The sequence below is a fragment of the Dorea sp. 210702-DFI.3.17 genome, from assembly GCF_020560825.1.
In the GTDB taxonomy this organism is placed as follows: domain Bacteria; phylum Bacillota; class Clostridia; order Lachnospirales; family Lachnospiraceae; genus Dorea; species Dorea formicigenerans.
The window spans coordinates 1-19,156 of record NZ_JAJCNB010000016.1; the positions used below are offsets into that span (position 1 = coordinate 1).

The following is a 19,156-nucleotide window of genomic DNA, read 5'->3' on the forward strand; positions in this document are numbered from 1 at the left end:
AGATGAAGGAAAGGGGCTAAATTTATGCCTAAAAATAAGGTTTTCGGACAGGCTGAGGGGGGGAATGTTTATGTTACATAGCATGCGTATTCGATAAGCATTGAAATCAAAAAAGATTTTTCCCATTTTCAATATGGGCTTTTTTGTCATGCTTATTTTGCGTATGCTATACAACAAAACTAACGACGTATAGACATAGTATAAAAACTATGCCTTAATTTTGTTGTAGTATTATATGTATAAATGCAGGTCAATGCTCATGTTGAGAATTGACCTGCATTTTTTTGCGCAAAAGGAGAAATATTATGCTTGAAAAATATTGGATAAAATGTCCAATTTGTAACGGAAAGACGAGGGTTCAAGTATTTTATAATACGGTATTAAGAAATTTTCCTCTTTTCTGCCCTAAATGTAAATTAACGCATATCGTTGATGTTGAAAAACTAGAAATCATAATCAAAAACTCTGAAAAACAAACTTTTTAATTTTGAAAAGGAAGGATATTTAAATGAAACACTTACCTAAAAGTACACCTACGGAAATATTGAATGACCCATACGGATTTACTTACAAAGAAATGTCGGAAGTAATTGGAGAGGATAAAGCAAGAGCCTTATATACGGAATTGTATAAACAGCCATTTCACAAAGAAAATCTATCAATATCAACAAAAAAAGTCTATAAAAGTAGCGATACTGAAAAGTATGTTTATGAATTGAAAGATAACAGGTATATTGAAACGGTTTTTATTAAACGGCGAGATGGTGGGACTGTTTGCGTAAGTACGCAAGTTGGTTGTTCTGTTGGCTGTATTTTTTGTGAGTCCGGACGCAATGGTTTTGTTCGTAATCTAACACCGTCTGAAATTGTGCAGCAGGTTGTATTGATACGTCAAAAAGTAAATCGTATCGTTTTTATGGGAATGGGAGAACCTTTATTCAATTACGACAACTTGATTGCAGCAATCCATATTCTTCGAGATAGAAATGGACTTAACTTTCCAACCGACGGCATTACCGTATCAACAGTTGGTCCAGTTAATCAATTAAAAAAATTGCGCGAAGAACATCTAAAAATTCAGTTGACAATATCTTTACATGCAGCAACACAGGCTGCGAGAAACTGTATCATTCCTCATATGCACATGTACGCTATTGAAGATGTTGTTAAGCAAGCATTGTCCTATTCTCAAAGGCATAATCGAAAAGTGGTATTTGCGTATTTGCTTTTACCAGGTATAAATGACCGTTCCTCAGATATAAGGCAACTTGCAAAATGGTTTAAGGGCAAAAATGTTATGATTAACGTGCTGCAATACAACCCGACGAGTAATTCAAAAATTAGAGCACCACAAAAACAAGAAATGGTTGCGTTCAAACATCAATTAGAGCAAACAGGACTTGAAGTTACCATGAGAGTTTCTCATGGTAGAGAGATTAAAGCAGCTTGTGGACAGTTAGCTAATACATATAATAAAGCCAAAAAACAACAGAAATAATTTAATTAAAAGAGCCAGACGCACAGACGCAGAGCCGATAATATGCAGTTTGAAATACTGCTGTTATCGGCTCTTTTTTGATTTTAATTTGTGCCCCTAATAACCATATTGGAGCAAAATCAGAACTGTTGCTTGTCGTTCTTTGATTTCCGCAGCAGCTTTGAAAAATCAAAGCCGCCGTTTCTTTTTATCTTCTAATGAAATGACGCGGTATCACTGTTAAAAGCGGCGGCTAAAGGAGGTAGCCGCCATGAAGCACATACCCTATCGACAAAATCCGACGGTCATTGACATATCAAAAAAAGCCCGACCACCGCCGGGAACCTCTCTACCCTTGACTATGAACTGTCTAATCATCTAAATACTGCTTACAATACCTATACGCCTGTCCGGGCTTTTCGGACAGGCGTATTTTGCTGCTCAAAAAATTTTTTGAAAAAATTTCAAAAAATCTTCGGCGTTTTTCAAAAACGCCGTATTGCCCCGCGAAAAGGGGGAAGCACCACCAACTTTCCAACGAGAAAGGAGGTGAGAATGTGGAACCTAATAGCAGGGAGTTTTACAAACAATGTGCTTTTCAGAAGTTTCAACACCATTTCTTCTGCACTAGCTTTTATATTATTCATCAGTCTAACCCACTTCGTCCGATTCTGTACCTTTAATTCTTCAGTTACGCCCTGTTTTTCTGCCATCTGTTCCATAAGCATTTCCACCTGCTCTCTGCTCTCCTGATCAATTTGATTCAGGTGTTCCGTCAGCTTTCCAGTCAACAACAAATATTGATATTTTGCTAATCTGTGTTCCTTCAGAAACTGTTTCCTCAGCATTCCATATTTCCCATATATCGGTTCTTCTTCATTCAATACCAAATCCGGCAAATAATAATCTCCATGCAAAGTATAGCTTAATCCGTTCTTTTCATCATAAATGTGTGTTTCCATAATCTTATCTCTCCATTTCTCTGTTTTTTGATTTAGTTTTCTTACGCTGCTGATTCTCCATCTCGCTTTTTTTCATTCCCCATGCCAATCTTTCATGAATATTTCCCTTCGGCATTTGTTCCATCCGTCGCTTTTCTTCCAGGACTTTCTCGTTTTGAATATCCTGCTGTACTGCTGTATCTACAGTTTCTATTCCAAGAACACGCACAACACGATCATACCTATCAGAAACACCTTGTAATATATCTTTTTCTTCTGACAATTTCTGATTATCTTTACGTATATCATCCAGTTCTCTCTGAATAGCATTATATTTTTGTTTCACCTTTTGATATTTTCTCTTCCAACCTTCCACCTCTTTCGTAAGTTCTTTAACCTGAGCCGCCATTACAGCAACCTTATTCTTTATTTGAAGAAACAGTGGTTTAATTTTTTTATCTCGATAGGTTACTGCCCGTTCTAGCGTGCCCGCCTCCGGCAGTAACATTTTAACCGTTCCATATTCTTTGATTTCTTTGCTCACACTATCCATAATCGGTTGTAGCTGTTCTCTGCGATCTTCCAGGCTTTTTAGTTCTTTTTCTGCGCTCCCTGCCTTTTGTTCTGCTTCTTGCTTCGCCTTGATTGCCTGTTCCTTATCGTCTTTTAAATTCTGGATATCTGCTCTGGATTCTGCAATTTGTGCTGTTAATTCTTCTTTTTCAGCAGTTAGATGCTCTTTCTCCTGCTCCAATTCCTGTACTTCCTTTTTCCGTTCTTTTTTCTTGAAGTTATAGACATCCAGATGTTCCTCATGAGTACCTTTCTGTTCCCATTCAATTCCATACTGCTTTGCAGTCTCTGCCAGAACTTCTTTTTCATGATTTATCCACTGATTCAGTTCCGTATCATGCTTATTTCCACCTTGAAATCCAAGACTTTTTAATGCCTGTTTCAGTGAAACTCTGGTATCCATTCCTTTTCCTTTCCAGTCCGTCACATAAGGAATAAAATCAATATGGAGATGTGGAGTAGCCTCATCCTGATGCAGATAGCAACTAAATACCCGAAGTGTCGGATTCCGTTTCTGGAAATCTTTTACATACTCATCCAGTACGTTTACAGCCAGATCTCCTGCTTCTGTTCCAACAGCCATATCTTCTCGGTTTCCAATCTGGAAAATCACTTCATGGAACAACTTTTCCTGTTTTCCTTGGCGAATCTTTTCATAATAATTTGTAATCTGCCGATCTTTTCTTTTCCCGACATTATACCGTTCTACAGCTTCATCAAACAGCTCTTTATAGACTTCTTTCAGATTCTCATTCCGGTAACAAATATTTAATTGCACTCTGTCTGGATCAACATTTTCTGCTATAAAATCTCGTCTGTTATGAGCCAGAGACCCTGTCCCGATCATACCACTGATTGTTCGTTTCATCGTCATATTCCTCACCCCGCTTTCTAAAACCAGTGCCAGACATGGCACATAAATTTGTATCTTTGCCAGCTATAGTATAAAAAGAAATATTCGCCGGATACGGCGGTTTTGTTACTTTTGTCAAAAGTAACGCAAAAGCACTTTCGACAGCCGTACCGTCCATCAAAAGTACCCTTGCGCCCTCCGGGGGTACAGAGACCTTTACTCCGGTATCCTTGCCCGAATATATTCCAAATCACCACAATACGGTGTCCCTACAAGATACCATTCTCTTGCAGGATTCATTTCCATTCTGGTCTGAACCCATTCATCATCAAGCAACACTTCCAGGCATTCTCCACAGTGAAATCCTGTATCAATCCATAGATCTGATGATAATAATCCATATCTTTTGTTATAACTGTTATATCCTAATCTTCCTTCTCTCATTGTGCCAATCTCCTTTCATCTACCGTTTCCGCAGGGGCGCCCTGAATCAGGGCTCCCTTTTGAAAATTCTCTTCTACGCCAGTCAACTCCCGACTACACCTTACCAACATTCTCCTTGTCTGCTATCTACAGGTGCGTGACACGCTCCTGTAATAAAGTGTTCAGAAAGAACCTTTACCATCGAAAGTTCTCCGGTATTCCCCGTCTGTCCAGATATTCCTTCCGGAACTTTTCTCTTTCTTCTTCCGTTGGTGCTGTTTTGGATTTGCTGTATACTTCACGATTCACCATTGCATCCAGTTTTTTCTCCAATCCCAACCGTATTATTTCTTCACCATCGTAGTTATCCATCAAAAAATATTGCAAGAGCTGAAAGAATAACTCGTATGGAATCTGTACACTTTTATTTTGCATCTATTCTCCTTTCAAGGTAGCAAGATCCCCTCTTCTTAAGAAATGGTAATCTTGCCATCTTCCATTTTTATTCTGGCAACATCCAATACCATTGCTTTCCACGTTTTACGGAATCAATTTCAAGTTCCCGTTTGGCGTTCCATAGCGTTTTACTTTTGATTCCTCTGGCTTCTGCTTCTTCTGCAATTTTCTTCTGAGTCATTCCTCCATTTGCCAGTATCTCAAGGAGAAATTCTTTTGCTTTCCGACTTTTCTGTCCTCTTCCGTCTCCATTAAGAAGTTCATCGGCACTGATATCATATTCTCCAATCCATTCAAACCCATTATTCTTATCCAGTCTGAATGCAATGGACGTTCCTTCCGGTGCAAGAGAACTCTTCGTATGACATACCACTCTTACTTCCGGTTCATCTTTCACTCGCCCGACAATCAGAACACTTCTTGCAGCAGCCTGAAAATCAATGGAGCCAAGTCCTCGATAAGAAGATTTGCCGTTGCTGTTTTTGTTCATATGACCGATTAAAATAACTGCACAGTGATATTTTTCTGACAGCACTGCGATACGCTTCATCAGTGGTCTGATCTCATTTGCCCTGTGCATATCTACGTCCGCTCCCAGAAAGCCCTGTATCGGATCAAGAACAACCATTTTTGCTTTTGTCTGCACGATTGCTTCTTCCAATCTGACATCTGCCATTGTCAGTGGCTGGTCACTGTCATCAATCACCAGCACCTTTGAACAATCTGCACCTGCAGCAAGTAATCTGGGTTTGATAGTATCTCCAAGTCCATCTTCTGCTGTCTGATAGATTACATTTACAGGTGACACAGAAGACTGTTCCTGCATATTATCTTCAGCATCTAAATCTTCATTCTCACTATCGACTTCATCACTTCGTTTTTCTTTTGTTTTCGTTTTATCAGTAACAGGAAGAATCGGCTCTCCTCTGGTCAGTTTTGCAATAATCTGAAGTACCATCGTTGTCTTGCCTTCTCCTGGATCTCCCTGTATAATGGTCACTTTTCCATAAGGAATAAACGGATAAAGCAGCCATTCTACCTGTTCCACCTCTACTGAATCCATATTGATCAGTTTCAGTTTTGGTTCTATTCTACAATTCTCAATTTTATTTTTTTCATTCATATTCATTCCATCATCTCCTCCTGCCCTTCCGGGCAAGTCTCTGATGAACAGATATTCGGGAATTGTCGTATTTCCCGATTCGTGATATACTGAATCTGCCAAGATGGTATATCAGTGAATCTGATTATCAGAGAACTTGCTCAGATTATTTATCTGGGCTTTTTCTTTTGCCTTTTCAACATTCATCTCTTTCTTCTCCCAATCCGGTAACAGCATTTCCATTTTCATTATCCAGAAGATTTGCAATCTTTCTCTGCTGATTTGGATAAAGATGTCCATAAGTGTTCAATGTGATACGAATATCTTTATGACCTAATCTGTCCCGAATCAATAACGGTTCCACACCTTTCTCAATAAGATAAGCCACATGGCTGTGCCTGATATCATGCACTCGAATTTTCTTCACTCCTGCCAGCTCAATCTGCCGTTTCATCTTATGCTGTACCGCTTCCTGAACAACCGGAAATAATCTTTCTGTATCCGGCATTCCGTAATGACCATCTACAAATTCCTTAATTTCCTCTTTCAGAAATTCCGGAATTTCGATTGTCCGAAAGGACTGTTTTGTTTTCGGTTCTGTGATAATATCCTGCATTCCTGTCCGGTAATAAGTCTTATTGATACTAAGCTGATTCTTTTCAAAATTGATATCAGCTTTTGTAATCGCAAGCAGCTCCCCGATCCTGCATCCAGTCCAGAACAGCATCTCAAACATAAGATAATATCTTGTTCCCGGCTCCATTGTCTGTATAAACTGTTTGTACTCGTCCAGTGTCCAGAAGTTCAAACTTCTTGAATCTGAATTTCCCATTCGTTTCACTTTCTTGCATGGATTAACCGGCAAGTCATAGATTTTAGCTGCATGTGTAAACAGACTGGTCAACTGATTCTGAATCATTCTCAGATAAGAATCTGAATAGCCTTTTTTCTGAATTTCATTCTGCCACTGAATAATCTGTGAAGCCTTGATTTCACTCATCATCTGATTTCCGAAGTATGGAACGATATGCTGTTGCATCATATATCTTTTATTTTTGATTGTTCGATCTTTCAGATCATTTTGTTTGTCTGAAAAATAAATCTCAATAAAATCGCTCAGCTTCATATCCATACTTCGCTCATTGCTCAACTTTTTGCTTCGTTCAAACTCCAATGCTTCTCGCTTTGTTTCAAATCCACGCTTTCTGCGTTTTTTCTTCTCACCCATGACATTTGTCTCAAACCACTGGGCTGTCCATTTTTTTGTGTCTTTTTCTCTGTAAGCCATATTGATCCTCCCTAATTTTCTGCTATTTCATAGCCATACATCTTTTTTGCCCAAAACGCCTTTGGTATTCTTCCAGCCATCGTAATATATCCCTGTGCAGATAATTCTTTATTCATAGCTTTCACCAGTTTATAGGCATGAGATTTTGAGCAGTTTAATTCCTGTGCCACTTCATCAGCACTCATCATATAATTGTAACTTGCCATATTGCCTCCTCCTTTCCTCTCCAGATATAGAATACGTTTACTGTATTTCTATATCTGTACGATTTTCGTAAATTGATAATATCATGTATTTCTATCGTTGTCAATATTTCGTAAACACATTTTTACGAACTTCGTACACTATTTTTTCTTTATTTTATTCCACGTCTGTGTTATGATATTTTATAGATTTATGTTTTTCGTAATTTTCTAATATATGAAAAAGGAGGATTCTATGGGTGACGGTAAAAATTTAAAGAAATATCTTGATGAAAAAGGCACAAATGTCCGCAAAATTGCAAAGGCAACCGGAATCAGTGCTACAACCTTATATTCAATTATTCAAAAAGATTCCAATATTCGATTTGATTTTGCATTAAGACTTGCGAATGAATTGCAAATTGATGTGAATGAGATATGTTCTGCCAGTCCATTTTCTGGCACAATTAAGGAAGAAGAGATTTATCCTACACTTCCAGACGGTTTGAACGGAGCATTAGACGCAAGTCGTGTAAAGACTTACTTAAAAAATTCTATGTATCCGCTGATGTACCTTTTCGGTAAGAACAGTATGCCTGATGTAGATAATCTGCTTACATCGTTCTATCAGCTTGATGATGAATCCAGACAGGAAGTTGTGGAAACTATCCGTCTGAAATTACAATATCATCGTGATCCAGAACGTGCTGAACAAATCAAACAGATCAAAGGCTGGTAAAAAAATACTCCTGTGAATAGCAAACATTCGCAGGAGTTTCTTTTTGGCACCGTTTTGGCACCGCTGGTCTTATTTTTTAATTATAAATTTATCTGTATTTCATCTTGCTGATAAATGTTTCACTATTACTAACCTGATAAATTTACGAATAATTCTTTTCTTAGAGTACAGAAAAACCCCGGAAACCTTACGGTTCCGGGGTATCTTACGTTTGGACACAATGTACCTTGCGGTACTCAATATATATTAGTCAGTGATTACTCGATGATTGTAGCAACACGTCCTGATCCTACAGTACGTCCACCTTCACGGATAGCGAAACGAAGTCCCTGCTCCATAGCAACTGGGTGAATCAGTTCGATTGTCATCTCTACGTTATCTCCAGGCATGCACATCTCTGTTCCCTCTGGAAGCTCGCAAACACCTGTTACGTCTGTTGTTCTGAAGTAGAACTGTGGACGATAGTTGTTGAAGAATGGAGTATGACGTCCACCCTCGTCTTTTGTCAGTACATAAACCTGAGCTGTGAATTTCTTGTGGCATGTAACTGAACCTGGTTTACAAAGAACCTGTCCTCTTTCGATGTCTGTTCTCTGGATACCACGAAGAAGAGCTCCGATGTTATCTCCAGCCTGAGCCTCATCAAGAAGCTTACGGAACATCTCAACACCTGTTACAACTGTTTTCTTAACATCCTCATGGATACCAACGATTTCAACTTCGTCAGATACATGAAGAACACCACGCTCTACTCTACCTGTAGCAACTGTTCCACGTCCTGTGATAGAGAATACGTCCTCTACAGGCATAAGGAATGGCTTATCTGTATCACGCTCTGGATCTGGGATATAAGAATCTACAGCATCCATGAGTTCCATGATCTTGTCTCCCCACTCTGAGTTAGGATCCTCAAGAGCTTTAAGAGCAGATCCCTGGATGATCGGTGTGTCATCTCCTGGGAACTCATACTCGTCTAACAGCTCACGGATTTCCATCTCAACGAGCTCAAGAAGCTCTGGATCGTCAACCATGTCACATTTGTTCATGAATACAACGATGTAAGGTACACCTACCTGACGAGAAAGCAGGATATGCTCTCTTGTCTGAGCCATAACTCCGTCTGTAGCAGCTACAACAAGGATAGCTCCGTCCATCTGAGCAGCTCCTGTGATCATGTTCTTAACGTAGTCAGCATGTCCTGGGCAGTCAACGTGTGCATAGTGACGTTTCTCTGTCTCATACTCAACGTGTGCTGCAGAGATTGTGATTCCACGCTCTCTCTCTTCTGGAGCTTTATCGATGTTCTCGAAATCTACAGCTGCGTTACCCTCAACTCTTGCTGCAAGTGTCTTTGTGATAGCAGCTGTAAGAGTTGTTTTACCATGGTCAACGTGACCGATAGTACCGATATTACAATGCGGTTTTGTTCTTTCAAATTTAGCCTTTGCCATTTTGAATATCCTCCTTAAATATATGCTTTTAAAGCATTTTCTAAAAATATTTTACGATTACTCGGCTAGTTTTGATTATATTTCAAATCATACAGTTTTTCAAGCCTTTTTGCGCCTTTTTACAAGGAATTAAGCATTTTTATTGGATAATACCTTCTCCTGTACAGACTTTGGTACCTGCTCGTATTTCTCGAAGAACATTGAGTAGTTACCACGTCCCTGTGTTCTGGAACGAAGGTCTGTAGAGTATCCGAACATCTCTGCAAGTGGTACATAACCATGTACGATCTTACCACCGCCAAGATCATCCATACCCTCGATACGTCCACGACGTGAGTTGATATCACCGATAACATCTCCCATGTACTCTTCTGGCATTGTTACCTCAACCTTCATGATAGGCTCAAGAAGTACCGGATCTGCCTTCTTCATAGCATCTTTAAATGCAAGTGATCCTGCAATATGGAAAGCCATCTCACTGGAATCGACCTCATGGTAAGATCCGTCATATACGTTAGCGTGGATACCAACAACCGGGAATCCTCCAAGAATACCTGACTGCATAGCTTCCTCAATACCTTCTCCGATCTTCGGAATGTACTCTTTCGGAATAGCTCCACCAACTACAGTAGACTCGAATTTGAATGTCTCCTCACCGTTAACATCCATAGGCTCAAATTTAACTTTACAGTGTCCGTACTGTCCACGTCCACCAGACTGTTTAGCATATTTGCTATCTACATCAACAGCCTTAGTAAATGCTTCTTTGTATGCAACCTGTGGTGCACCAACATTAGCTTCTACTTTGAACTCACGAAGAAGACGGTCAACGATGATCTCCAGGTGAAGCTCACCCATTCCGGCGATGATTGTCTGTCCTGTTTCCTGATCAGTGTGTGCACGGAATGTAGGATCCTCTTCTGCAAGTTTTGCAAGGGACTCACCAAGTTTACCCTGGGAAGCCTTTGTCTTAGGCTCGATAGCAAGCTCGATAACTGGCTCTGGGAATTCCATAGACTCCAGAATTACTGGGTGCTGCTCATCACAGATTGTATCACCTGTTGTAGTGAATTTGAATCCGATAGCTGCAGCGATATCTCCGGAATAAACCTTATCCAGCTCTTCACGCTTGTTGGCATGCATCTGAAGGATACGTCCAACACGCTCTTTTTTATTCTTTGTAGCATTCAGTACATAAGAACCGGAGTTCATTGTACCAGAGTAAACTCTGAAGTATGCCAGTTTACCAACGAATGGGTCTGTCATAATCTTGAATGCAAGTGCTGAGAATGGCTCCTCGTCTGAAGAATGTCTTACAACATTGTTTCCATCCTCATCCACACCTTCGATTGGTGGGATATCTGTTGGTGCAGGCATGTACTCGATAACTGCATCAAGCATCTTCTGAACACCTTTATTTCTGTATGCTGATCCACATGTTACAGGTACTGCTGTACACTCACATGTTGCTTTTCTCAGAGCTGCCTTTAACTGATCAACTGAAGGAATCTCGTCCTCAAGATACATCATCATAAGCTCGTCGTCTAACTCACAGATTTTCTCAACCATCTCTGTGTGATAAAGCTCAGCATCATCTTTCATATCTTCCGGAATATCAGTGATTGTGATATCATTTCCCTTATCATCGTTGTAGATGTAGGCTTTCATTTCCATCAAATCAATGATTCCCTTGAAATCATCTTCTTTACCGATTGGCAGCTGAAGAACGATTGCATTTTTACCAAGTCTTGTTCTGATCTGATCTACAGCATTGTAGAAATCAGCACCAAGAATATCCATCTTGTTGATGAATGCCATTCTTGGAACGTTGTATGTGTCAGCCTGACGCCATACGTTCTCTGACTGTGGCTCTACACCACCCTTAGCACAAAATACACCTACCGCTCCGTCCAGTACACGAAGTGAACGCTCTACCTCAACAGTAAAGTCAACGTGTCCCGGAGTATCAATGATATTGATACGATGCTCAAGAGCACCCGGCTTCGGCTTACAGTTCTCTTCCAATGTCCAGTGACATGTTGTAGCTGCAGAAGTAATTGTGATACCTCTTTCCTGCTCCTGCTCCATCCAGTCCATAGTAGCAGTACCTTCATGAGTATCACCAATCTTATAGTTTACACCGGTATAGTAAAGAATACGCTCTGTCAGTGTAGTCTTACCAGCATCAATATGAGCCATGATACCGATGTTTCTGGTTCTCTCTAATGGATATTGTCTCTCAGCCATTATTGCCTCCTAAAATATTAGAAACGATAGTGAGCAAATGCTTTGTTTGCCTCAGCCATCTTGTGCATGTCTTCTTTCTTCTTTACAGATGCACCAGTGTTGTTTGCTGCATCAAGAATCTCATTTGCCAGTCTTTCTTCCATTGTCTTCTCGCCTCTCTGACGGGAATATGTTGTAAGCCAGCGAAGCGCTAAAGTCTGTCTTCTGTCTGCTCTTACCTCGATTGGCACCTGATAGTTTGCTCCTCCGATACGTCTTGCCTTTACCTCAAGTACTGGCATGATGTTGTTCATAGCCTCTTCGAATACTTCGATTGCTGGCTTCTCGGATTTGTCTGCGATTCTTTCGAATGCTCCATATACAATCTTCTGTGCAACACCCTTCTTACCGTCTAACATGATGTTATTGATAAGCTTTGTTACCACTTTACTATTGTACATTGGATCTGCTAATACGTCTCTTTTCTGAGTATGTCCTTTACGTGGCACGGTCCTTCCCTCCTTAAACATTTTGATTAATTCATAGGTACTCACATGTGTCGTTCTGATGATACAGTGTAGTGCAAAGACATAACTCAACATCTATATGTCTCGCAACTTACTCAATCATAGTTCTGTTTGTGAATATAAATTCATATGGCAGTTCTTCTTACTAAGCTCGTGAACTACCTCGCTAAGTTCCGAAGAACAATCTTCGTACTAAATTCACATCTCCCTTGCGGTCATGCTCATTAAGTGCTCAGGATTTATTTAGCGTCTTTTGGTCTCTTAGCGCCGTATTTAGAACGAGCCTGTCTTCTCTTAGCAACACCTGCTGTATCAAGTGTTCCTCTGATGATGTGGTATCTTGTTCCTGGAAGGTCTTTTACTCTTCCTCCACGAATAAGTACAACACTATGCTCCTGAAGGTTGTGTCCTTCTCCTGGGATATAGCTTGTTACTTCGATACCGTTAGAAAGACGAACTCTGGCGATCTTTCTAAGAGCTGAGTTAGGCTTCTTAGGTGTAGCTGTCTTAACAGCTGTACATACGCCTCTCTTCTGTGGAGCAGACTCATTAGTTGCTCTTTTCTTAAGAGAATTGTACCCTTTCTGAAGTGCAGGAGCTGTAGACTTCTTTACAGATGTCTGACGTCCTTTTTTTACTAACTGGTTAAATGTTGGCATTCTCTTTCACCTCCTATGATAGTAATAAGTTGCCTCGTTTACACGAAATATGCGCACTAAAAACTAATGCCTTTTTATGCACGCTAGATTATAGTATTATGAAACCGCTTAATTGTCAAGGGGTTTTGCAAGATTTTTACAGAGTTTTTCTACGGATTTACATAACGTTTTTCATGGATTTTCCCCTTGTCATTTAAATTATCTTTCTCTATAATAAAAAAGATTTCTTTTTTGGAATCAAAGTATTTTACAAAAGACAGGAGAACACTTGATATGAATATCACACTTCATACATTTTTAGTCGTATGCCCGCTTGTTTTTCTCGCCGGGCTCGTCGACGCCATCGGTGGTGGCGGCGGTCTGATTTCACTTCCAGCTTTTTTAATTGCCGGGCTTCCGCCTCATGCAGCAATAGCCACGAATAAAATATCCAGTCCATTCGGAACTGCACTTGCCACTTACCGTTTTGCGAAAGCAAAACTCATTAATTTAAAGCTGGCAGCGCCTGCGGTAGTCGCTGCGATCTGTGGTTCTTTCATCGGTGCACAGATCTCCCTTCGCGTCCCGGAACACATTCTTTCCTATGTATTAATGGTAATCCTTCCGGTATCTGCATTTCTCGTATTAAACAAGAAATTATTTAACGATGAAGGGAGTGAAGAGATCACTCTGAATCGAAGAACTTACTTAACTGCAACGATAGCTGCATTTATCGTCGGATGTTACGACGGATTCTATGGACCGGGAACCGGAACATTTTTAATTATCGCGTTCACAGTATTTGCTCATCTGAACATCCAGACCGCAAATGCACAGGCAAAGGTCATCAACTTGACCACGAACCTGACCGCACTTGCAATCTTTCTTTACAATGGACAAGGCGTTTTAAGTCTCGGACTTGCATCTGCAGCCTGCAATATGCTTGGCGGATACATCGGTGCCGGACTTGTGATGAAAAACGGTTCTAAAATTGCCAGACCAAGTATTGTATTCGTATTATTCCTGCTTGCACTTAAAGCACTTGGGGTTTATTAATTCAGCACAATCGCCAAAGGGAACACCCTTAATCAGCGATGGGACCGTAGTATTTTGTTAAAATGCTACGGTCCCAATTTAATTTTTATACTTTAAATCTGTATCCCACACCCCAGATTGTCTCAATGTACTGTGGGTTTGATGTGTCTACTTCTACTTTTTCTCGGATCTTTTTGATATGAACAGTCACAGTCGCAATATCTCCGATAGATTCCATATCCCAGATTTCCCGGAACAGTTCTTCTTTTGTATATACGTGATTCGGGTGGCTTGCAAGGAATGTGAGTAAATCAAATTCTTTTGTTGTAAATGTCTTCTCTACATCGTTGACCCATACGCGTCTTGCAGTTGTGTCGATACGGAGTCCGCGGATCTCAATAATTTTATTCTTTTCCACTGCGCTTCCTGTCAGGCGGTCATATCTTGCGAGGTGTGCTTTTACTCTTGCTACCAGCTCGCTCGGACTGAATGGTTTTGTCATATAATCGTCTGCACCGAGTCCCAGCCCACGGATCTTGTCAATATCGTCTTTCTTTGCGGATACCATAATGATTGGTGTATTTTTTTCTTCTCGGATTTTCTTACAGATTTCAAATCCGTCCACACCCGGAAGCATGAGATCCAGTATGAACAAGCTGTATTCATCTTTCAGGGCTTTTTCAAGTCCTGTCTCTCCGTCATTTGCAACTTCCACCTCAAATCCGCTCAGTTCCAGATAATCTTTTTCCAGATCTGCAATTGTCTCTTCATCTTCTACGATTAATATTTTACTCATTTACTGGTACCTCCTGATACTTTCTAAGCACAAAATACATGGTCGTCCCGGTATGTTCCCGGCTCGTTGCCCAGATTTTTCCACCGTGTTCTTCTATAATCTTCTTTACAATAGAAAGACCAATACCGCTTCCTCCTTTTGAGGAATTTCTTGATGCGTCCGTCCGGTAAAATCTCTCGAACACATTTGGCAGATCTTTTGACGCAATTCCTTTTCCGTTATCTTCGATTTCGACCTGAACAAAATCCCCTACATCTTTGACGCGCAAATTAATCTTTGGCTTGTCTTTATCCATATATTTTACAGAGTTATTCACAATGTTATGCACCACTCTCTTAATTTGTTCCGGGTCTGCAATAACCTTGACCTCTGGTTCTACATAATTAAAATAACCAAATTCCACATTTTTTGCCTCAAGATCCAAAGACAGATCCTCTGAGCAATCATTAAAATAATCATTCACAGATAAAATTGTGAAATTGTACGGAATACGGTTCGTGTCAATTTTTGAATAAAGAGTCAGCTCGTTGATCAGTACGTCCATCTCGCTTGCTTTATTGTAAATGGTCCGTACATATTTTGCCACTTTGTCCGGAGTATCTGCCACACCATCCATGATTCCTTCTGCATAACCTTTGATGGTCGTCACAGGTGTCTTTAGATCATGGGAAATGTTACTGATCAATTCTTTATTTTCTTTGTCAAATTTCAGTTTCTCTTCCGCCGTATTCTTCAGACGTTTGCGCATGTCTTCCAGATCCCCACAGAGCTGTCCGAGCTCGTCATCTGTCTCAACCGGCAGTTCAAAGTCAAGATTTCCTTCTTTTATACTCTTTGTTGCCTCCCGCATCTTTCCGACCGGTCCCATGACACTTCGGTAAATCCAGATGATCAGCACACATGCGGTAAATACAAGTACCAGGAAAATGCATACGATAATCTCCACGAACAGATTTTTCACTTCCGGAATCAGGCTTCCTACATTTGTCACAATAAATGCACTGCCTTCACTTCCATCCGAATACTGAAAATCAATCTGTTTTAGAAGGACTTGTGCTTTCCCTCCAAGATACATGCCATTTTCTGATGTCGTCTCAGCCGCTCCATATTCCGGAAGCTGGTCGATGACTTTCTCAGCTTCAGAAGCCTCCGTACCAATATAGGCAATCGTATCATTCTTTCTCACAAGAAGATAAGATTTTTTATCTTGCAGTTCACCATTCAGGCTTTCCAATTGTGCTGCATCTTCCATTTCTTCCGGATTTTCCCGTATCAATGCCTCCAGCTCACGATATGGCTGTTCTGTCAGCCGTGTAAGAACGGTTACAGAACTAGCCAGACTCTCGACCGTTGTATTCTTGATCCCATAATTTTTCTCAATAGAACTAAGTTGATATTTTCCAACCATACACACAAGCGCCGAAGATAATACAAGCGGAATTAATATAATTGTAAAAAACGCTACTACCAGCCTGGTCTTAAATTTCATAAAATAAATCTCCTTTTAAGTTCAGGTCTCACTCAAAATGCATTTTGCATCTAAAATCAAGTATAGCATGAAAAAGGACGCTTCACACGAAAGCGTCCATAAACATTTCTAAAAATTTTATAAATCAATCTTACAGATAACTTTTCAGTAACTCTGCTTTGTCTGTCTTCTCCCATGGGAGCTCTACATCTGTACGTCCAAAGTGACCGTAAGCTGCTGTCTGTTTATAAATCGGTCTTCTTAAGTTCAACATCTGGATAATTCCAGCCGGACGAAGATCGAAATTCTCACGGATGATTTCAACAAGCTTCTCATCTGAAAGCTTACCTGTTCCAAATGTATCTACCATGATAGATGTCGGGTGTGCAACACCGATCGCGTAAGATAACTGGATTTCACATTTCTTAGCAATTCCGGCTGCCACGATATTCTTAGCAACATAACGTGCTGCGTAAGCTGCAGATCTGTCTACCTTTGTACAATCCTTTCCGGAAAATGCTCCACCACCGTGACGAGCCATTCCACCGTAAGTATCTACAATAATCTTTCTTCCAGTCAGTCCGCTGTCACCGTGTGGTCCACCGATTACAAAGCGACCTGTCGGGTTGATGAAAAATTTTGTATTCTCATCTACCATTCCTTCCGGAATGATCGGGTCAAAAACATATTTCTTAATATCTTCGTGAATCTGCTCCTGTGTCACATCCGGATCGTGCTGTGTAGAAAGTACAACTGCATCCAGACGCTTCGGCGTACCATTCTCATCATATTCTACAGTAACCTGAGTTTTTCCGTCTGGTCTTAAATATTTTAATGTACCGTCTTTTCTGACTTCTGTCAGTTTTCTTGCAAGCTTGTGTGCCAGTGAAATCGGATATGGCATCAATTCCGGCGTCTCATCGGAAGCATATCCGAACATCATTCCCTGATCTCCTGCTCCGATTGCTGCAATCTCTTCTTCAGACATTTTATTCTCTTTTGCTTCCAGAGCTTTGTCAACTCCAAGCGCGATATCTGCAGACTGCTCATCGATTGCTGTAATCACACCACACGTATCTGCATCAAATCCATATTTTCCACGAGTATAACCAATCTCGCGGACTGTATCTCTTACAATCTTCTGAATATCCACATAAGCATTTGTTGTGATTTCTCCCATGACCATAACAAGACCTGTTGTTGTGCATGTCTCGCAGGCAACACGGCTCATTGGATCCTGCTCCATAAGGGCGTCCAGGATTGCATCTGAAATCTGGTCGCACATCTTATCCGGATGTCCTTCAGTTACTGATTCTGATGTAAATAAATGTCTTTCCATTCTCTTCTCCTTTTCATGTTCTTTACTCTTATTCTGAGATTCGCTAAAACCCTGAAAATGCACATAGCATGGCGGGTTCATTGCACAAAGAAACAGCCCACACTAAGTGGACTGTTTATATTTCATAAGCCAATCCTCTTATTGTTCGATTACTCGCTCAGGTCGGCACCTTCCCGAACCGGGGGTTGCCGCAGCTTCACAGGTCCTTTGTACCTCCACTGCTCTGAATAAGAGAAAAATATTATTATTATCTTGTAACATGTATGACTTTATCGCAATACATAAGAAATGTCAATATACATATCTTACTTTCTGTTGTATTAGCTGACTTTCAGCTTGAACTTCTGAATCTCACGCTCTGTAGACACACGTTCAATGATTCCGCCGATTCCACGGATCTTCTCCTCAAAACGCTCATATCCTCTCTGGATATACACAATGTCGTCAACAATCGTGATTCCGTCAGTTGCAAGACCTGCAATGCAAAGTGCTGCTCCTGCTCTAAGATCCGGTGCGCTTACCCTTGCCCCTGAAAGCTTCTCAACACCTTCAATCGTTGCAGAATTCCCTTCTACTTTGACATTTGCACCCATTCTTGCGAGCTCGTCAAGATATTTAAAACGATTCTCGAAGATACTCTCTGTCACAATACTTGTCCCTTTGCATAAAGCCAGTGTAACGCCCATCTGCGGCTGCATATCTGTCGGGAATCCCGGATATGGTAATGTCTTCACATGTGTGCTTCTTAAGTCTCCCTTTGACACTACACGAACTGCATCGTCAAATTCCTCTACTTCGCAGCCAATTTCAAGAAGCTTTGCAATTGTTGCTTCCAGATGTTTCGGGATTACATTCAACACTGTCACATCGCCTTTTGTAGCTGCTGCTGCAAACATAAATGTTCCGGCTTCAATCTGATCTGGGATTACAGAATAATCTGTTCCGTGAAGTTTCTGAACACCACGGATCTTGATCACATCTGTTCCGGCGCCACGGATATTTGCTCCCATGCTGTTGAGGAAGTTTGCAACATCAACAACGTGAGGTTCTTTTGCAACATTCTCCATAATGGTAAGTCCCTCTGCCATTGTAGCTGCCATCATAACATTAATGGTTGCTCCAACACTGACTACATCAAAGTAAATGTGCTTTCCGACCAGGCGGTCCGCTTCAGCAAGAATCTTACCATATTCAATCTCTACATCTGCTCCAAGTGCACGGAATCCTTTCAGATGCTGATCGATCGGTCTGCTTCCGATATTACATCCTCCAGGCAGTGCAACTTCTGCATGCTTATACTTTCCAAGCATGGCTCCTAACAGATAATAAGATGCACGAATCTTTTTAATATAATCATATTCAATATTGAAATCATGAATTGCTTTCGCATTAATCTTAACAGTGTGGCGGTCTGTACGCTGTACCATTGCTCCAATACCTGCAATCGCATCCAGAAGTACATTAATATCATTAACATCTGGAAGGTTCTCAATACGGACTGTCTCATCTGTCATAATTGCTGCAGCAAGAATCGCAAGTGCCGCATTCTTCGCTCCACCAATCTCCACCTCGCCTACAAGCGGGTGACCTCCCTTAATAATATATTGCTCCATAGATAACACCTCTATATATTCTACCAATA

Annotated in this window: 19 protein-coding genes and 1 riboswitch; of the genes, 4 read left to right on the forward strand and 15 right to left on the reverse strand. The window is 40.6% G+C overall.

Annotated features, from left to right (window positions below; all coding sequences use genetic code 11):
- Positions 1–305: 305 nt before the first annotated feature.
- A complete protein-coding gene (locus LI149_RS09080; protein ID WP_002588768.1) occupies positions 306–485 on the forward strand; it encodes a cysteine-rich KTR domain-containing protein in 180 nt (59 codons plus the stop codon).
- Positions 486–508: 23 nt separating this feature from the next.
- Positions 509–1,498 carry a 23S rRNA (adenine(2503)-C(2))-methyltransferase RlmN gene (gene rlmN / locus LI149_RS09085; RefSeq protein ID WP_002569187.1) on the forward strand — a complete coding sequence of 330 codons (990 nt, stop codon included), beginning with the start codon at positions 509–511 and terminating at the stop codon, positions 1,496–1,498.
- A 464-nt stretch (positions 1,499–1,962) separates the two neighbouring features.
- On the opposite strand, the gene LI149_RS09090 is transcribed toward rlmN, so the two are convergent.
- The 7 genes from LI149_RS09090 to LI149_RS09120 form a co-directional block, all read right to left on the reverse strand.
- Complete coding sequence (locus tag LI149_RS09090; protein WP_008793036.1) at positions 1,963–2,439, reverse strand: TnpV protein; 477 nt, start codon at positions 2,437–2,439, stop codon at positions 1,963–1,965.
- A 4-nt stretch (positions 2,440–2,443) separates the two neighbouring features.
- Positions 2,444–3,859, reverse strand: a complete 1,416-nt coding sequence (locus LI149_RS09095; protein ID WP_015541741.1) for a plasmid recombination protein — start codon at positions 3,857–3,859, stop codon at positions 2,444–2,446.
- Positions 3,860–4,060: 201 nt separating this feature from the next.
- Positions 4,061–4,288 (reverse strand): DUF5348 domain-containing protein, encoded by a 228-nt coding sequence (locus LI149_RS09100; RefSeq protein ID WP_008373546.1) that lies wholly within the window; start codon positions 4,286–4,288, stop codon positions 4,061–4,063.
- A gap of 174 nt (positions 4,289–4,462) precedes the next feature.
- Positions 4,463–4,702, reverse strand: a complete 240-nt coding sequence (locus LI149_RS09105) for a hypothetical protein (RefSeq protein WP_008793133.1) — start codon at positions 4,700–4,702, stop codon at positions 4,463–4,465.
- Between the two features lie 67 nt (positions 4,703–4,769).
- Positions 4,770–5,852 carry an AAA family ATPase gene (locus LI149_RS09110; protein WP_055152729.1) on the reverse strand — a complete coding sequence of 361 codons (1,083 nt, stop codon included), beginning with the start codon at positions 5,850–5,852 and terminating at the stop codon, positions 4,770–4,772.
- Positions 5,853–6,021: 169 nt separating this feature from the next.
- Positions 6,022–7,113, reverse strand: coding sequence for a site-specific integrase (locus LI149_RS09115; protein WP_004850597.1), 1,092 nt, complete (start codon positions 7,111–7,113; stop codon positions 6,022–6,024).
- Between the two features lie 11 nt (positions 7,114–7,124).
- On the reverse strand, positions 7,125–7,319 hold the full coding sequence (locus tag LI149_RS09120; protein ID WP_008373537.1) for a hypothetical protein: 195 nt from the start codon (positions 7,317–7,319) through the stop codon (positions 7,125–7,127).
- A gap of 232 nt (positions 7,320–7,551) precedes the next feature.
- On the opposite strand from LI149_RS09120, the gene LI149_RS09125 reads away from it, so the two are divergent.
- Entirely contained in the window at positions 7,552–8,034 is a 483-nt protein-coding gene (locus LI149_RS09125; protein ID WP_008790928.1) for a helix-turn-helix transcriptional regulator, read from the forward strand.
- Between the two features lie 257 nt (positions 8,035–8,291).
- Here the strand turns inward: LI149_RS09125 and tuf are convergent, their stop codons facing one another.
- From tuf to rpsL, 4 genes are all read right to left on the reverse strand, one after another.
- Positions 8,292–9,485 (reverse strand): elongation factor Tu, encoded by a 1,194-nt coding sequence (gene tuf, locus LI149_RS09130; RefSeq protein ID WP_227143254.1) that lies wholly within the window; start codon positions 9,483–9,485, stop codon positions 8,292–8,294.
- A 129-nt stretch (positions 9,486–9,614) separates the two neighbouring features.
- Positions 9,615–11,732: an elongation factor G gene (fusA, locus tag LI149_RS09135; protein WP_173789787.1), complete on the reverse strand. Its 2,118-nt coding sequence runs from the start codon at positions 11,730–11,732 to the stop codon at positions 9,615–9,617.
- Positions 11,733–11,749: 17 nt separating this feature from the next.
- Positions 11,750–12,220 (reverse strand): 30S ribosomal protein S7, encoded by a 471-nt coding sequence (gene rpsG / locus LI149_RS09140; protein ID WP_207635665.1) that lies wholly within the window; start codon positions 12,218–12,220, stop codon positions 11,750–11,752.
- A 257-nt stretch (positions 12,221–12,477) separates the two neighbouring features.
- Complete coding sequence (rpsL, locus tag LI149_RS09145; protein WP_005331923.1) at positions 12,478–12,897, reverse strand: 30S ribosomal protein S12; 420 nt, start codon at positions 12,895–12,897, stop codon at positions 12,478–12,480.
- A gap of 273 nt (positions 12,898–13,170) precedes the next feature.
- Here rpsL and LI149_RS09150 point away from each other — a divergent pair, with 273 nt between their 5' ends.
- Positions 13,171–13,932 carry a TSUP family transporter gene (locus LI149_RS09150; RefSeq protein WP_005338012.1) on the forward strand — a complete coding sequence of 254 codons (762 nt, stop codon included), beginning with the start codon at positions 13,171–13,173 and terminating at the stop codon, positions 13,930–13,932.
- Positions 13,933–14,017: 85 nt separating this feature from the next.
- Here LI149_RS09150 and LI149_RS09155 read toward each other — a convergent pair whose 3' ends face one another.
- The 4 genes from LI149_RS09155 to LI149_RS09170 form a co-directional block, all read right to left on the reverse strand.
- On the reverse strand, positions 14,018–14,707 hold the full coding sequence (locus tag LI149_RS09155) for a response regulator transcription factor (RefSeq protein WP_005331920.1): 690 nt from the start codon (positions 14,705–14,707) through the stop codon (positions 14,018–14,020).
- A complete protein-coding gene (locus LI149_RS09160; protein WP_173786154.1) occupies positions 14,700–16,196 on the reverse strand; it encodes a HAMP domain-containing sensor histidine kinase in 1,497 nt (498 codons plus the stop codon). Before LI149_RS09160 ends, LI149_RS09155 begins: the two co-directional genes overlap by 8 nt.
- A gap of 130 nt (positions 16,197–16,326) precedes the next feature.
- Positions 16,327–17,514, reverse strand: a complete 1,188-nt coding sequence (gene metK / locus LI149_RS09165) for a methionine adenosyltransferase (RefSeq protein ID WP_117606408.1) — start codon at positions 17,512–17,514, stop codon at positions 16,327–16,329.
- A gap of 135 nt (positions 17,515–17,649) precedes the next feature.
- Positions 17,650–17,748: riboswitch (SAM riboswitch) on the reverse strand.
- Positions 17,749–17,834: 86 nt separating this feature from the next.
- Entirely contained in the window at positions 17,835–19,127 is a 1,293-nt protein-coding gene (locus LI149_RS09170; protein ID WP_005331917.1) for a UDP-N-acetylglucosamine 1-carboxyvinyltransferase, read from the reverse strand.
- Positions 19,128–19,156: the final 29 nt, after the last annotated feature.

Excerpts from the sequence above, each read along its gene's own strand:
- LI149_RS09125 (WP_008790928.1), top strand. The coding sequence starts at position 7,552 with ATGGGTGACGGTAAAAATTTAAAGAAATATCTTGATGAAAAAGGCACA.
- LI149_RS09110 (WP_055152729.1), bottom strand. The coding sequence starts at position 5,852 with ATGAATATGAATGAAAAAAATAAAATTGAGAATTGTAGAATAGAACCA.
- fusA (WP_173789787.1), bottom strand. The coding sequence starts at position 11,732 with ATGGCTGAGAGACAATATCCATTAGAGAGAACCAGAAACATCGGTATC.
- LI149_RS09090 (WP_008793036.1), bottom strand. The coding sequence starts at position 2,439 with ATGGAAACACACATTTATGATGAAAAGAACGGATTAAGCTATACTTTG.
- rpsL (WP_005331923.1), bottom strand. The coding sequence starts at position 12,897 with ATGCCAACATTTAACCAGTTAGTAAAAAAAGGACGTCAGACATCTGTA.
- rlmN (WP_002569187.1), top strand. The coding sequence starts at position 509 with ATGAAACACTTACCTAAAAGTACACCTACGGAAATATTGAATGACCCA.
- LI149_RS09150 (WP_005338012.1), top strand. The coding sequence starts at position 13,171 with ATGAATATCACACTTCATACATTTTTAGTCGTATGCCCGCTTGTTTTT.
- LI149_RS09095 (WP_015541741.1), bottom strand. The coding sequence starts at position 3,859 with ATGAAACGAACAATCAGTGGTATGATCGGGACAGGGTCTCTGGCTCAT.
- LI149_RS09155 (WP_005331920.1), bottom strand. The coding sequence starts at position 14,707 with ATGAGTAAAATATTAATCGTAGAAGATGAAGAGACAATTGCAGATCTG.
- tuf (WP_227143254.1), bottom strand. The coding sequence starts at position 9,485 with ATGGCAAAGGCTAAATTTGAAAGAACAAAACCGCATTGTAATATCGGT.
- LI149_RS09115 (WP_004850597.1), bottom strand. The coding sequence starts at position 7,113 with ATGGCTTACAGAGAAAAAGACACAAAAAAATGGACAGCCCAGTGGTTT.
- LI149_RS09120 (WP_008373537.1), bottom strand. The coding sequence starts at position 7,319 with ATGGCAAGTTACAATTATATGATGAGTGCTGATGAAGTGGCACAGGAA.
- LI149_RS09100 (WP_008373546.1), bottom strand. The coding sequence starts at position 4,288 with ATGAGAGAAGGAAGATTAGGATATAACAGTTATAACAAAAGATATGGA.
- LI149_RS09105 (WP_008793133.1), bottom strand. The coding sequence starts at position 4,702 with ATGCAAAATAAAAGTGTACAGATTCCATACGAGTTATTCTTTCAGCTC.
- LI149_RS09170 (WP_005331917.1), bottom strand. The coding sequence starts at position 19,127 with ATGGAGCAATATATTATTAAGGGAGGTCACCCGCTTGTAGGCGAGGTG.
- LI149_RS09160 (WP_173786154.1), bottom strand. The coding sequence starts at position 16,196 with ATGAAATTTAAGACCAGGCTGGTAGTAGCGTTTTTTACAATTATATTA.
- LI149_RS09080 (WP_002588768.1), top strand. The coding sequence starts at position 306 with ATGCTTGAAAAATATTGGATAAAATGTCCAATTTGTAACGGAAAGACG.
- metK (WP_117606408.1), bottom strand. The coding sequence starts at position 17,514 with ATGGAAAGACATTTATTTACATCAGAATCAGTAACTGAAGGACATCCG.